The organism is Methylomonas sp. LWB (genome assembly GCF_001856095.1).
Lineage (GTDB): Bacteria > Pseudomonadota > Gammaproteobacteria > Methylococcales > Methylomonadaceae > Methylomonas > Methylomonas koyamae_A.
In genome coordinates this window covers 14,012-28,076 of sequence record NZ_MKMC01000022.1, presented here as the reverse complement: position 1 = coordinate 28,076, position 14,065 = coordinate 14,012, and the positions used below count along the sequence as shown (strand labels likewise).

The 14,065-nt window shown below is 56.7% G+C and carries 11 protein-coding genes; all 11 read right to left on the bottom strand.

Going from position 1 to position 14,065, the window contains the following annotated elements:
• Positions 1–60 precede the first annotated feature (60 nt).
• The 11 genes from BJL95_RS10615 to BJL95_RS10565 all read right to left on the bottom strand — a co-directional run bounded on the left by BJL95_RS10615 (position 61) and on the right by BJL95_RS10565 (position 14,042).
• Positions 61–444: a hypothetical protein gene (locus BJL95_RS10615; RefSeq protein WP_071157835.1), complete on the bottom strand. Its 384-nt coding sequence runs from the start codon at positions 442–444 to the stop codon at positions 61–63.
• Between the two features lie 431 nt (positions 445–875).
• Entirely contained in the window at positions 876–1,199 is a 324-nt protein-coding gene (locus BJL95_RS10610; protein WP_064030588.1) for a hypothetical protein, read from the bottom strand.
• A 141-nt stretch (positions 1,200–1,340) separates the two neighbouring features.
• The gene (locus BJL95_RS10605; RefSeq protein ID WP_064030597.1) at positions 1,341–2,051 is read right to left on the bottom strand and encodes a rhomboid family intramembrane serine protease; all 711 of its coding nucleotides are present in this window, start codon (positions 2,049–2,051) and stop codon (positions 1,341–1,343) included.
• Positions 2,052–2,430: 379 nt separating this feature from the next.
• Entirely contained in the window at positions 2,431–3,591 is a 1,161-nt protein-coding gene (locus BJL95_RS10600) for a PepSY-associated TM helix domain-containing protein (RefSeq protein ID WP_368086602.1), read from the bottom strand.
• A gap of 125 nt (positions 3,592–3,716) precedes the next feature.
• Positions 3,717–6,149, bottom strand: a complete 2,433-nt coding sequence (locus tag BJL95_RS10595) for a TonB-dependent receptor (protein WP_071157816.1) — start codon at positions 6,147–6,149, stop codon at positions 3,717–3,719.
• Positions 6,150–6,530: 381 nt separating this feature from the next.
• The gene (locus tag BJL95_RS10590) at positions 6,531–7,520 is read right to left on the bottom strand and encodes a FecR family protein (protein ID WP_071157815.1); all 990 of its coding nucleotides are present in this window, start codon (positions 7,518–7,520) and stop codon (positions 6,531–6,533) included.
• A gap of 91 nt (positions 7,521–7,611) precedes the next feature.
• Positions 7,612–8,133 (bottom strand): RNA polymerase sigma factor, encoded by a 522-nt coding sequence (locus BJL95_RS10585; protein WP_071157814.1) that lies wholly within the window; start codon positions 8,131–8,133, stop codon positions 7,612–7,614.
• A gap of 194 nt (positions 8,134–8,327) precedes the next feature.
• The gene (locus BJL95_RS10580; RefSeq protein WP_071157812.1) at positions 8,328–9,578 is read right to left on the bottom strand and encodes a PepSY domain-containing protein; all 1,251 of its coding nucleotides are present in this window, start codon (positions 9,576–9,578) and stop codon (positions 8,328–8,330) included.
• A 175-nt stretch (positions 9,579–9,753) separates the two neighbouring features.
• A complete protein-coding gene (locus BJL95_RS10575) occupies positions 9,754–12,186 on the bottom strand; it encodes a TonB-dependent receptor (protein WP_071157810.1) in 2,433 nt (810 codons plus the stop codon).
• 281 nt (positions 12,187–12,467) lie between these two features.
• Positions 12,468–13,424 carry a FecR family protein gene (locus BJL95_RS10570; RefSeq protein WP_071157807.1) on the bottom strand — a complete coding sequence of 319 codons (957 nt, stop codon included), beginning with the start codon at positions 13,422–13,424 and terminating at the stop codon, positions 12,468–12,470.
• Positions 13,425–13,493: 69 nt separating this feature from the next.
• Positions 13,494–14,042 (bottom strand): RNA polymerase sigma factor, encoded by a 549-nt coding sequence (locus tag BJL95_RS10565; protein WP_254786770.1) that lies wholly within the window; start codon positions 14,040–14,042, stop codon positions 13,494–13,496.
• Positions 14,043–14,065: the final 23 nt, after the last annotated feature.

The following is a 14,065-nucleotide window of genomic DNA, read 5'->3' as shown; positions in this document are numbered from 1 at the left end:
CTTGGTTGAGAACAAGCCGCCGGAGGCGGCAATCGCGGCGGCCGGCCGCCGCACGGATTATCAGGGTTGAGCGCCGGCTTTTTTGGCGGCTTCGAGGTACATCAATTCTTGCAACATATTGCGGGTGGTCTGGATACGCAGTTTTTTCAAGTGCCGGTCGGCCACGACGCCCGGCACGCCGACGTCGGTGTAGACCTTACGCATGTCGCCCAACATCGGCTCGCAGTATTTGGCGATCGCGTCGGTGGCGTTGCGGCTTTCCAGTTTTTGGTTTTCCGGCTTGCGCATCTCGTCGACGACGCACTTTTTATATTTGAATTGCGCTTGCTGGATTTTTTGGATGGTGTCTTCGCTGAGCGAGGTTTCATTCCACTCGTCCTTGGCGGATTCTTCGGCGGCGGCGCAATTCGCGGTCAGCAGCAACGCGATCAACAGATATTTCATGGTATGGCTCCTGGCTTGAAAGTTTTTAGCCGGGATTTTACGCGATGGCGGCGAGATTGAACAATTGATGATGGACCGCGAACCGGCGCCGACGCGTTGACGGACGAACAGTTCGCCGTTAAATTCCGATGCCGAGCGCGGGTACGATACCGAGAAAATCGCGCTAGAGTGCCGGTATCCGGTTCCAGGCCACCGGAAAACCAAGACCGCACAAGACGCGACGACTGTTTCGAATATCGCCCGCGCCCCGATAAAGCCCGGCCGAGACAGCATGCGCCCTCCCCCACGCTACCGCAAAGACTTTGGATGGTCCTCGGGGCGGGCCAATAATTAAACTACGTTGAATACGCCAAGTCACTCCGGCAATTCCCGAATCCCCAGACACAAAAAAGGGGCCGAAACGGCCCCTTTTTGCTTGCGGCACAGCGCGCTTATTTGACGGCGGCGGCGATGTCGTTGAAGGCCTCGACACGTTGTTTGCCGGCGTTGGCCAATTCGATACCGTTATCGACCACCAATTTGATCAAACCCGGCGTGCTGTAGACGATTTTACCCAGATAAGCGACCAAGGGCACCGCGACGACAGCGCCGAACAAGCTACCGATACCCAAAACACCTAACAATTTGGTGATCAGCACCACAATGTCCAGCGGCAACAAAATCATCGTGCCGAAATAGACCAGTACGATAAACGTAAACAATACGAACACGACGAACTGGACCAGCCTGACCAAAGCAACATTTAGGTTTTTCATGGTTTTCAATGTCTCGAATGAATAAAGAATCGGTAAGCGCCGACAACCGGCCTGATTCGGCCGGCTGACCAGCCTTGAACGCCGAGATTATAAAATAAAACCCCTACGGAATCCTCAACTTTTTGGCTGAAAGTCGCGCCGTCATTCGGCCGGCGGACTCAATTCGCGCCGATGCGCCGGCTTGTCGATGAAAAACGGATGCAACAAGGCACCGACCGCGAAACCGCCCAAATGCGCCCACCAGGCGGAATCGACCGCGACGTTGTCGAACATCGCGGCGGTGAACACGTCGCCCACTTGTACGATCACCCAAAAACCCAAAAAGGCGATGGCCGGCACCTGAAAAAACAAGGGATAGAACAATATCGGCACCATAATCACGACGGTCGCATACGGAAACCTCACGAAATAGGCCCCCAGTACCCCTGCAATCGCCCCGGACGCGCCGACCACCGGTATCGCGATATTCGGATAAAAATACCACTGCGTGACCGTTGCTAGCAATCCGGACACGAGATAGAACGCCAGGAAACGCCAGTGCCCCATCAAGTCCTCGATGTTGTCGGCGAATATCCACAAGAACACCATGTTCATCAGCAAGTGCAGAAAACCACCGTGTAGAAACAAACTGGTCAAAAACGACAAATAATGATCCGGCGGCAAGCCGAAGGCATACGCCCAATCCGGATTCGAGTAGCGGATCGGTACCATGCCGTAAAGATAGACAAAGTGTTGACCGACCTCGTCCGGCATGAACAGCATCGCGACATAGACCGCCGTGCAAACCGCCATGACGGCCCACGTCACGTAGGGCTTGGTTTGGCAAGGTATCGAATCTCGAATGGGTATCATGGTCTGGCCTCTTGAATAATCGGAATCATGTCGCAGTCCGCAACGGGATGGGCGCCGATGCCCACTTTCGAACGCTACGCCGATGCCGCCAGCGTACTTTAAACACTTCGGCAAATAGCCCGGCGCTTGGTTCCGTCGCTTAGACGGTTCCCGAATCGCCGCCAATAACGGGCGCATCGACGCCGACATAAGCTTAGTCGCTCGGGATGTTTAACGCCCCAACTGGATATGCCGGGGTGACGCGGCGGTTTCAGGTTCGTACGCTAGTTTGCCAGGAATTTGGCAACTTGCTTGGCCTAGCGATCTTGAGCAGCCAAAAACCGCCCGCTCAGCGGGTCGAGGGGATCGAGGGGAACTTAGGCGAAAGCCGGAAACACGCTTACCGAGCGGTGCATTCGGGCAATCGAGTCAGCCGCGATCGAATTGCGGAACGCCGTTTTTGCAACCAGCGAATCAAACCGGTGACAAACAACACCGGGCAGGCCAGACCGGTAACAAACACCAGAATCCGGCCGGACATGCCGAAAGCCTGTCCGGAATGCAAGGGCCATTGCCAATGGGTCAAGATTTCTCCGGCCGTGGCGGTCGACAGGCTGGGATCGTCCCGATCCAAAATGACGCCGGAGTAGCGGTCGATCACGGTGCAGCGGCGTTGCAAGAGACTTCCGGGCGCATCCACGCCATCCTGGCAGACGGTGTAGGTTTGAGTGGGATTCGGCGCGCCGTAAATCCAGTGCGGCCGACCTTGCGGATATTGTTGCACGGCGATTGCCACCGCTTGATCCATGCCGATGGCCGGCGCATTCGGATAAGGCGGCTTGGATTCGAACCAATAGCGATAAGTCGCCGGCGAAAACAATTCCAGCACCGGCACCACGTGATGCGGCAACACCATGTAAATTCCGGAAAACAGTACCGGCAGCATCACCAGCAAGGTGTAAAAACCGCTGGTTTTGTGCAGGTCGTAATTGAAACGCACCTTACCGGCGCAGCGCTTGAAGGTCAGCGCGTTACGCCACTGCCCGGTCAGCGGCCACCAGACGATCAGACCGGTCAGCGTCGAAATCATTAGCAACGCCGCCGAGAGGCCGACGACCACCCTGCTGATGTCTTTCGACGGAATCAGCAGCGCGTAATGCAACTCGAACATCAAATCGATGAAAGTGGCCGGCAGCCATTCATCCGAGCGGTGTTGCAGAAATTTTCCGGTTACTTCAGCCGAATAGGGATTCACGCCGACCAACCACTGCTCTTGAACAGTGGCGGATATAGGTACAACAAAACGCAGCTTGAATGCCGCCTCCCGATTGCGCGGATAATAGGCGAAAGCGTGCTTCGCCGTGGCCGGCATCACCGAGTTACCGGCCGCGACAATCTCCGCCAACGGGCGATATTGCGTATTCGCCGGTTGCTTGACCACCAATACCTTCGGATACAGCCATTCCTCGATCTCCGGGTAAAACACCAAAATGCTTCCGGTAACGCCATAGATCGACAGCAAAACCCCCAGTACCAAACCCAGCCACAAATGCACTCTCAACCAGAACTTGCGTCGAGCCTTGAGCCTCGACAAATTACGATCACCAATCAGCGACGCGATCGAGACCACTTTCTCGGGTAAGTGTAGAAGTGAGTAGCTCCGTCGCTTCATCGAATAACCGAACCTTAGAACTCCAAACGGATCGAACCCATGAAATTGCGCGGCGCGCCAGGCTGAGTCAAATAGCCGTTGAATGCGGATGTTTCGTAAATCGTTTTATCCAGCAAATTGTTGACGTTCAACTGCGCGGTTACTTTAGATTTGCCGATTTCCCAAGAATATCCAAACAACGCATCGACTCGGACATAGCCCGGCATTTGCCAGTTATTCCGATTATTGCCTTGGCGCTCACCAACCAGATACGCACCGGCCCCCACGCTCAGACCGTGCAATGTCGAATCTTGAAACGCATATTTGGCCCAGAAGCTGCCCGAATTCGCCGGAACGTTCCAAAGCTTGTGCCCTAGATTCCCGCTGTTGTCCTGAGTGATGGTCGCATCGGTATAGGCATAGGTCGCGATCAAATTCAAGCCGTCGGTAACCTGCCCTGACACATCCACTTCTATACCACGACTTCGAGCTTCGCCGGTTTGGACGGAAAACCGGGTATTTACCGGATCCGGCGTTGCAATGTTTTGTTTGGTCAATTCGTAAAAGGCAACGGTGGTCAGCAACCGCTTATCGAACCATTCGGTTTTAAATCCAACCTCGTGCTGCTGCGCGGTTTCGGCATCCAGCGGTTTGCCGTTCGAAGCCAACGCGCTATTCGCCCCGCCCAGAGATTCCACGTAATTTCCGTACAGCGACAGCCACGGCCAGGGTTGATAAACCAAGCCCACGCGCGGACTAAACGCCTCATTCTGAACCTCAGTCTCGCTGCTTCTGGCCGCTTCGATGGAAGTCGAGGCCGCTCCGCTGACGCGCGTCGCCCAATCGTAGCGTCCACCGCCCATGATATGCAGCTTATCGAACAGCGTAATTTGATCCTGAAAGTAGGCACCGTACCAATATTGTTCCAATGTACTGAAACTATTGAAACCCTGGCTTGCAGCGGATGGTACCTGACCATAAACGGGGTTAAAAATATCGACCACCGGCCTAAGGCTGGCCGGCGCGGGGGCACCAAAAAATCCCTGCCCTTCGAAATCCTCCCAAAAGTAATCGAATCCCGCCAATACTCGGTGCTCAGTGCCTAACAGCTTGAATTTGCCAGTGAGATCAATGTTGGTCGCAACGGTATCGGTAATATCGATCGGCCTATCGGTGACATTTCTAATTGCCGTGCGATTATTGACGGGACTGACCGGTCCCGGAAAAAAGGATGAATTATTGATTTGGTAATCCAGCTTGTAGTAATGAAAGCGATGCTGGATTTTCCAATTGTCGTTGAATTGATGCGACCAATCGAACCCGATCAAAAACTTGTCGAATACCGACTTTTCATTATCCGACCCAAAACCGTAATAACGGCTGATCGGCACGTTGGCGGGACGATTGCCCAGAACAGGCAATCCGGTATAGCTGGTACGAGTGTCGTAGAGATATTCCAGATTCAAATTGATTTCAGTACGGTAGCTGGGCTTCCATGTAATGGACGGAGCGAAAAACACCCGTTCCTGATCCATTTTCTCGACAAAAAAGTCATTATTCTGGTAGGCCAAATTAACTCTATACAACAAAGAATGGTCTTGATTGATCGGCCCGGTCGCGTCTGCGGTGGTACGGAACATATCGTACGAACCGAACTGCTGCTCCAATGCGTAATACGGGGTATCCAGCGGTTTTTTTGTAACAATGTTGATCAATCCACCCGGCTCGATGCGGCCATACACCGCCGCAGCCGGACCTTTCAGAACTTCTAATCGCTCCAGATCAGCGACCTCTTGCACCGCGCGCCGGATACGCAGACCGTTGCGATAAACCGTGGTGGCGCCATCGGTTTGGAAACCACGTAACTGAAAGCCTTCATACATGGGATCGGTGGCCCAACTTATGCCGCTGACATTTTTGAGCGCGTCCTTGATTCGAATCGCCTGCTGATCTTTCAATATCTGCTTGGGAATAACTTGTACCGACATCGGTAACTCCATAATCGACGTATCGGTTTTCGTGGCGGCACTGGTATTAGGCAGGCGATAGTCCGAATTAAAGGGGTCATTGGGGTCGGTCATCGTTTTTCCCAGTACCGTCACGTTGGGCAAAGTTGTCGGACCGACCGCCGATTGTGGTTCGACGGGTCTTTCCAGTTTTTCCAACGTCACGGTCCCATCACCGGCGCTTTTGGCGACAAGGCCTGTGCCCATCAACAAATTTTGCAAGGCCTGTCGCGGCGTGTAACGCCCTTGCACCGCATTACCGCGCAAATTTCCGGTTAGTTGCGAACTGAAAAACACCTTGACGCCGCTGGTTTCGGAAAACTGCAGTAAGGCATCGGCCAACGGCGCGGCCGGAATCGCAAAATCAATTTCAGCCTCGGCCGCGCACAATGGGCTAGCCGTCAGCGTGATGGCAAACAGTGTCAAACAAAATGGATTGATCGGAGATAAACGGCGGTTCATCGGGCCTCCTGGCGTCGGTTACGAAAGTCGCGGATCGCCGATAGCGATTGCTAATTCGGACAATCCGTGCGGGTTCGTAAGCAAAGACGACCGGGCCGGCAGGTTTTATAACCTCGTTGCAAAAAAATATTTTTCGGCAGGAAAAAGCGTTGGTTTGCATAAGCCAAGTACACCACCATCGCCGACCGGCTACCATCGCCGTAAAAATAGAATCGTTGTGGGAAGGGCTTTAGCCGCGACCGAAGACGGTTGGCAACTGGATAAGCTGCCGGTCGCCGCTAAAGCGCCTCCCGCGGCTAGCCTCAATGCGAGTTAACGAGACTGCCATGCTCAACGGCGGTTTCCGATTACACCCCCACCATGCTCGAGCGGCGAGACTGCTCATCTGCGCCGCAAGATCACCAAAGCGTCGGTCAGCCGCCATTCGGCGACGGCCAAGGTTTTCTCGATGACGGCCAGCGCCGCTTCCGGGTCGTTGGCGTCGAACACGCCGGTCACCCGATGCCCGGCCAAATCGGTGTCTGCGATCACGATCCGACCGGGACGGTAGCGGTTCAAGTCGTCGATCACGGCTTGCAGCGCTTGTTCCTTAAACACCAGGCGCCGCTCCCGCCAGGCGCCGACTTGCTTCAGATTCACGCTTTCCGGCCGGCCGGCCTTGCCGCCGACCGACTCGACACGCTGGCCTTCCGGTAGGCTTTCCACGGTTTCGCCGTCGGCGAACGCGACCCGCACGCTGTGTTCGTAAACCGTGACCGCCAGATCGTCCCGCCAATGTTTGACGTCGAACGCGGTACCCAAGGCCCTGACCCGGCCGCTGCTGCTCACTACTTCGAAAGGCCTTCCTGCGTCGGCGGCAACCTTGAAGTAGGCCTCGCCGCCGTGCAAGCGAATCACTCGTTGGGTTTCGGAAAAATCCACCGACAATGACGAGCCGGTATTCAGAATTACCGTCGAGCCGTCGCTCAGTTGAATCCGGCGCTGCTCGCCGGTGCCCGTGCGGAAATCGGCCAACCAACCGGCAGCCATCGCCCAACCCAAGCACGCGGCCAGTAGCAGACAGGCGGCCATCGGCACCAGCCAGGAATGCCCGCGCCGCGCCGGCCGGTCGGCGACTTCAAGCCGCGCGCCGGTTGCGCCGCGTAGCGCCGCTTGGATGTCAACGATCTGCGCCGGATCGATGCGTTCTATTCGGCCGAAAAACGCCTCGGCCCGTCGCCAGGCTTCCCGGTTGTCGGCACTCGCCGCCAACCAAGCTTGCCAGCGCCGTTCCTGCTCGCCGTCGTAAAACGGCGAGTCGCGCAACGCCAGCCAATACTCGGCTTGTTCGTCGGGGCTGCCTTGAGGAAATGGCGGAATGGGAGAATTCATCGCTAGGGCCGGTCTGCTGTTGGTGCAAGTAGCGGATTATAAAGCCACAATCGGGTAAAGGCCGCCGCGCTGGACGCCATCGACAGCCAAATCAATCCAACTCGCCGACCGTCCGCCGGCAATGGCGCATGGCCTGGGTCAAATACTTGAAAATCATCGTCTGCGAGATTCCCAATTTTTGTTCGACTTCCGCGTAGCTGCAATGCTGGAGTTTGAGCAAGACGAACACCTCCCGGCACTTGGGCGACAATTCGTCCAGCGCGGCAATCAAGCGTTCCAGTTGTTGTTGCGACATCACAGTACGTTCGGCGGAGACTGATGCCGGCTCGCCGCCGTCGCTCTCCGCGCCCTCCCCAACCTCGAGGTCCCACCCGGCGTGGCGCTGGTGGCTGCGCAAATAATCGGTGGCCAAATTGGCGGCGATGCGAAAAATGAAAGCGCGCGGATTGTCGATGCGATCCTTACCGCCGTAACCGGCGTAACGAATAAAGGTTTCCTGGAAAATATCCTGAGCGGCGTCCGTGCAACGGATGCGTTGCGCCAGAAAGCGTAGCAATTCGCGGCGATGCTTATGCATCAGATCGGCAATGTCGTCGGCGGTCAGTTCTAGCATTGAGAGGGTAGGAGAGGAGCGGCTATGGTGTGGCATTTAGGCAGCAAAATTTACGCCGAAACTTGCCGAACAACGATGTTCAGCTCAGCAGCTTGGCTGGAAACCGCGCCACATCCGCTCCGCCCAAAGAAGAACTTGGCATCGCCCCAGCCTATCGGCGCGCATTCGCCGGTAGCCACCGGGATCGCCAGAGTTTAAACAATGTTATTTAACGCAATCCTAGCCCTAAGTTTCGCTTTCGCGGATTTACGCTTTTGCAACCAGCGAATCAAGCCGGTCGCGAATAACAAGGGGCAAAGCAAACCGGTCACGAACACCAAAATCCGGCCTGTCCAGCCAAACACCCGGCCGGAATGCATTGGCCATTGCCACAGCATGAAAACGTCCCCGGCGCTACCGTGCTCGGCATCCTGAACCTGTAGCAACGCGCCGCTAGCCGGGTCGAAAACCAGACAGCGGTCGTTCATCACCTTGTATCGCAAGGATTCGACGTCGCGATAACAGGCTTGAAAACGCCGGTGAGTTCCGCCTTCCCAAGTATAATATTGCGCTACGCCGCCCGGAAAATCGCGCCGGGCGCGCTCGATCGCTCGGTCCAGCGCGCCGGCTTGACCGGGCGAAGCATGCGCCGGAATCGCCGGCTCGGGACTCAGTTCGGAAAACTGTCCGACCAGCCAGCGAAACTGCTCCGGCAAATTGAAGTAAATGCCGGATACCAGCAAGGCCAGCATGACCGCCAGGCTATAAAAGCCGGCGCTTTGGTGCAGGTCGTGATTGAAGCGTTCGCGACTGGCCCGCCGCTTAATCGTCAAGACCCGCCGCCATTTTCCGGTCAATGGCCACCACAAAATCAGGCCGGACAAAACCGAAACCAAAAACAGCACGCCGAATATCCCAACCACCGTCACGCCGGTATCCCCCAACAGCAAGGCATAATGCAGCTTGAAGAAAAACCCCATCAAGCTGTGTTTCAGCGGATTGCTGGCGTGATAAAACACCCGCCGTCCGGCCGGCTCCGCCGTGTAGGGGTCGATGGCGATATTCAACGATTGCGCGGATTCGGGCGATTGGCTGCCGCTCGGGTAATAAAAACCGAACACGTAATTGCCGTTGGCCGCGGTAGGCGCGTCGGCCCAGGCCGACTCCCAAGCCGGCGGCGCGACGCGCTCGGCCGCCGCGAATATCGAGTCCAGGGACTGGTGATCGCCGCCGGCGCGCGCCGAAACGTACAATGCGGGATTCAGCGCCCGGTCGATTTCCTGCCAAAATACCAGGACCGAGCCGGTCAAGCCGATCAACGCCAAAAACAAACCCAGACTCAAACCCAGCCAAAGATGGACTTTCAGCCAGAGTTTGCGGCGGGCCTTGAGCCCATCCAAACGCGCGGTTCTTTTGGCGTTGGCATTGACTGGAGCGGCGGTAACGGCGGATGCGGGTGAGTTCATGGCTTTATAGTCCTTTCGCGCGGCGAGCTTATACTGATAAGACGTTTTTAACTTGGGTTTTACCTACCGCTAAACCAATAAATCCCTGCTCCCGTTTGTTGTCGGCCGGCCGCCGCATACGAACAAACGACCGCCCTCCCCCAGTTAAAACGACCGTTATTAATCAAGCCAGGTCTCAGTACTCAACCTTCAGCGAGCCCAGTATCGTGGTCGGTTCGCCGGGCATCGCGTCAAAGCGCGGATTCCCGAATTCGTCGGCATAGGCATAGTAACGCTTGTCGAGAATGTTGTTGACGTTGACCTGCGCCGTCATCCTAGACTTGCCGAGCGTCCATTGGTAAGCCGCCATCGCGTCCCAGCGCACGTAGCCCGGCAATTGCCAGTTGTTGGCCGCGTTAGCCTGACGCTTACCCGCGACATAGGCGCCGGTACCGACTTTAAAACCGTCCGTCACTTGGTAGCTGGTCCATAAATTGGCGGAATGTTCCGGGGAGTTCGGCAAGCGCTTGCCGACCAACGGCGCATCGCCGAATTGGCCATTGTCTTGCAAATACCGGGCGTCCGTGTAGGCATAGCTGCCGATGACTTTCCATCGGTCGGTCAATTCGCCGGAGAAATCGAATTCCAAACCGTGGCTGCGGGCCACGCCCACCGCGATTTGGTCAGACGGGTCGGGGGTGGAACTGTCGTCGGTAAGCGCATTGCGCTTGGTCAACTCATATGCGGCAAGCGATGCGGTCAAACGTCCGTCAAAAAACTCGGTTTTGATTCCGCCTTCGAATTGTTCGGCAAGTTCCGCCGGCAAGGGCAAGCCGGCGGCTGATCGGCCATTGGACGCCCCCAAAGCCTCGGTCCAGTTAGCAAACAAGGAAAGCCATTTAGCGGGTTGATAAACCAAGCCCAGGCGCGGGCTGAATTTTTCCGCCGCTACTGCTGTGGCCTCCGGCATCGCCGAGTTAGAGAATCCCGCGATTGCGGTAGACCAATCGTGCCGTCCATTAAACAAAAAATGCAGATTTTTGGTTAGATCGACCTGATCCTGAAAATATAACCCGAACCATTCTTGATTTTCGATAACGAAATTGTTTTTAGCCAAGTCGTTTGGAAGCTTGACGTTGCCGTATACTGGATTAAAGATATCGATTGCGGGAATAAAAGCCGCGCCAGGCAGAAAGGTCACCCCCCGACTTTCCTCAAAGCGATAGTAATCGAAACCAAGCAGCACGTTGTGGCCAATGCCGAAGGTATCGAACTTACCGTTGAGATTTAAATCTTGGGTATAGGTAGCCCGTTCGGTCAAACCGTAAAACAGACCGCGATTGACAGTCCGGTTATCGGCTTCCATGGAAATCGGCACGATGTTACGGTTAAAGGTATCGAGCATGTTCACCGCGAAGCGCTGTTGAATCTTCCAGTCGTCATTAAAATGGTAGGTCCAACTTAAGTGACCAAGATGGCTTTCGGCTTGCTGAGAAGAGAAACTCGGTTCGCCAAGAAAACGGCTGATCGGCACGTTGGCCGGCCGGTTGCCTACCGCCGCGACTCCCCTATCCCCGATAATATTGTCCTTTTTGTATTCATAACCCAGGTTGATTTCAAACGCGTCGTTCGGCTTCCAAGTCAGTTGCGGCGCCACGAACACCCGATCCCTGCCGACGAAATCCCGAAAGGAATTGGCATCCATATACGAAAAATTCATTCGGTAAGCCAGCGTTTTATCGTCGTTAAGCGCACCGGTGGCATCCAGCGTGGTGCGGTACAAATCGTAAGAACCGAATTGCTGGCCGATCGAATAATACGGCGTGAACAACGGCTTTTTGGTGACCATGTTGACCAGGCCGCCCGGCGCGCTGCGGCCGAACAAAGTTGACGGCGGACCTTTGAATATCTCGATTTGGTCCAGGTTAGCGGTTTCGAAGGATTGCAATGCCAGGCGCAGACCGTCGCGATAAACATTGAACGACGGCGTCGTAAAGCCGCGGATCATGAAGTTGTCGAACAGCACGCCCAACTGCCTGGGAGCCTGCACGCCGCTAACGTTCTTGGTGGCTTCGTCCAGCCGGATGGCTTGTTGATCGTCCAGCACCGCGCGCGGCACTACTTGAATCGATGTTGGCGTTTCCATCAGCGGCGTGTCGGTTTTGGTCGCGGTCGACGCCGTGCGCCGATGATAGTCCGGATTATAGGGATCGCTACTCAAGTAAGCCGCCTGCCCGGTCACCGTCACGCTGGGCAAGGTTGGCGTGGTCGCCGAGGCCCCCGGCTTTGGCGGCTCCGCCGTGCTTTCCAGCGTGATCGTGCCGTTGGCGGTAGTTTTGGCGCTGATCCCGGTGCCGGTTAACAATTTTTCCAGGGCTTGTCGCGGGGACCATTTTCCGGAAACGCCGGGCGAATGCAAACCGCTGGTCAAACCGGCCGGGTAGCTCAGCTGGACGTTCCCGATGTCGGCGTAGGCGTTCAGCGCGCTGCTCAGCGCTTGCGGAGGTATGTCGTAGTCCAGCGTCTGCTCGGCGGCGATGGCGACCGGCGAGGTCAGCGCCGCCGCGATGGCCAGCGCCAACGAGATGCCGAAATTCGCGGTGATAGGACGAAAAGTCGGAATTGCCATGCGTGTCTCCTGATGTAGTCGAAAGATCCTCGAAAACCTCGAGGTTGACAGGAAGACGGGCGGCGACGAGTTTCCCTCAGGTCGCGCAAACAGTTTCTCGGTGATTTTTGCCGACGCCGGACTATCGCGAGGCATTTTGGCATCGGGAAACGCCATCGATCGCGGCCGAAGCCGCGCCTACCAGCCGGCGGCTTCCCAGGCCGCCGTGGTAGACGCTAAAGCGGCGACCGAGAGCATTCCCGCGCGATGAAGCGCCGTAAGCCAGTGCCTACCTCGCCAATTCAACCGATAACGACCAGCCAGGGCGTCAGTTTGTATAGCCGTATCGGCAGCGTTTGCCGCAGGGCTTCGAGGGCCTGATCGGTATCGGCGATATTGAAACGGCCGCTGACTTTTAGCTCGCGAGTGGCGGCGTCCTTGATTAAAATGCGGCCGCGACGATAGCGACTCAGCTCGGCGACGACTTGGGCCAACGTGGCATTGTCGAACACCGCGCTACCTTTCAACCAAGCGCCGATCGCGGCGGGCGCCAGTTTGCGGCGGCCGCCGTCCAGATCGGCGCCGACCGCGATGCTGTCGTTGGCTTTCAATACCGCCGCGACTTGCCGACCTTGCCCCACTTCGACGCTGCCGCCGAGCACCGAGACTTCGTCGTGGCCAACGCCGTCGCGGACAATGAAACGGGTACCCAACACCCGGGTCCGGCAATGCTTGCTGTCGACCACGAAGGGCTGTTCCGGATTGTGGCTGACCTCAAAATAGGCTTCGCCGTACGCCAAATGAACCAGGCGTTCGCTGGCCCGATAGTCCACCGACAGCGCGGTGTCGGAATTCAACGTGATCCGGCTGCCGTCCGCCAGTTCCACGTTGCGGATTTCGCCCACGGCGCTACAGAAATCGGCGCGCACGCAACTCAAACCGGGACGCAGAACCACCGCCGCCAACGCCAAACTGGCCGCCACCGCCAACAGCGGCATGCGATAGCGAACCCGCCGCCTCGCGGGCAACGCCGAGGCACTTATCGAAAAGTCGGCCAAGGCGCCGGCCAAATCGTCGTCTTGCCAAAATCGGGCAATATCGTCGTAGGCGGCGCGATGGGCGGAATCGGCGGCGTACCACTCGGCGAACGCCTCCCGCTCGGTCGACGATGCCGAATCACCCCGCAGGCGCGCGAACCAATGCATGGCCTGGTCGGCAACGGCTTGAGCCTTGGCGTTATCGGGTACTGAATCGGTCATGGGGGCATTATAAAACGGCGGGCACGGCATGGGACTGCCGCTGATAAGACGTCCATCGGCGCCGAATCCTCAGTCGGAGTCGGGCCGGCCAAAATGCGGACCGAGTCGGTCCCGACAATGCTGCAAGCCTTTGATGATATGTTTTTCCACCGCGCTTTCGGAAATCGCCAATCGTTGCGCGATTTCCCGGTAGCTCAGCCCTCGTAACTTGTGCAGGATGAACACGTCGCGGCAACGCGGCGGCAGTTCGGCGATCGCCAGATGCAGCAAGGTTCGGCGCTGATCCGCGCCGACTTCTTGCTCCGGACTGGGATGTTGCGCTTCGTCGGCGACATGGGTTTCGACGTGGCGTTCGACGATCTTAGAATGCCGCAGATAATCCAAGGCCAAGTTACCGGCGATACGGTACAGAAAGCCGCGCGGATGCTCGATAGGCGTGTCGATCGAAGTTTTGGCCAAAATGATGTAGCTGTCCTGCACCAAATCCTGAGCCGTGTCCGGGCATTTAACGATGCGCGACAAATGGTTGATTAATTCCTTGCGGTAACTTTGATACAAGTTGCTGATGTCGACTGTCATGAACGCATGAGCCTGAACCTGGCGGAATCCGATTGGCAAACCGGACCTCCAGCCATATTCGT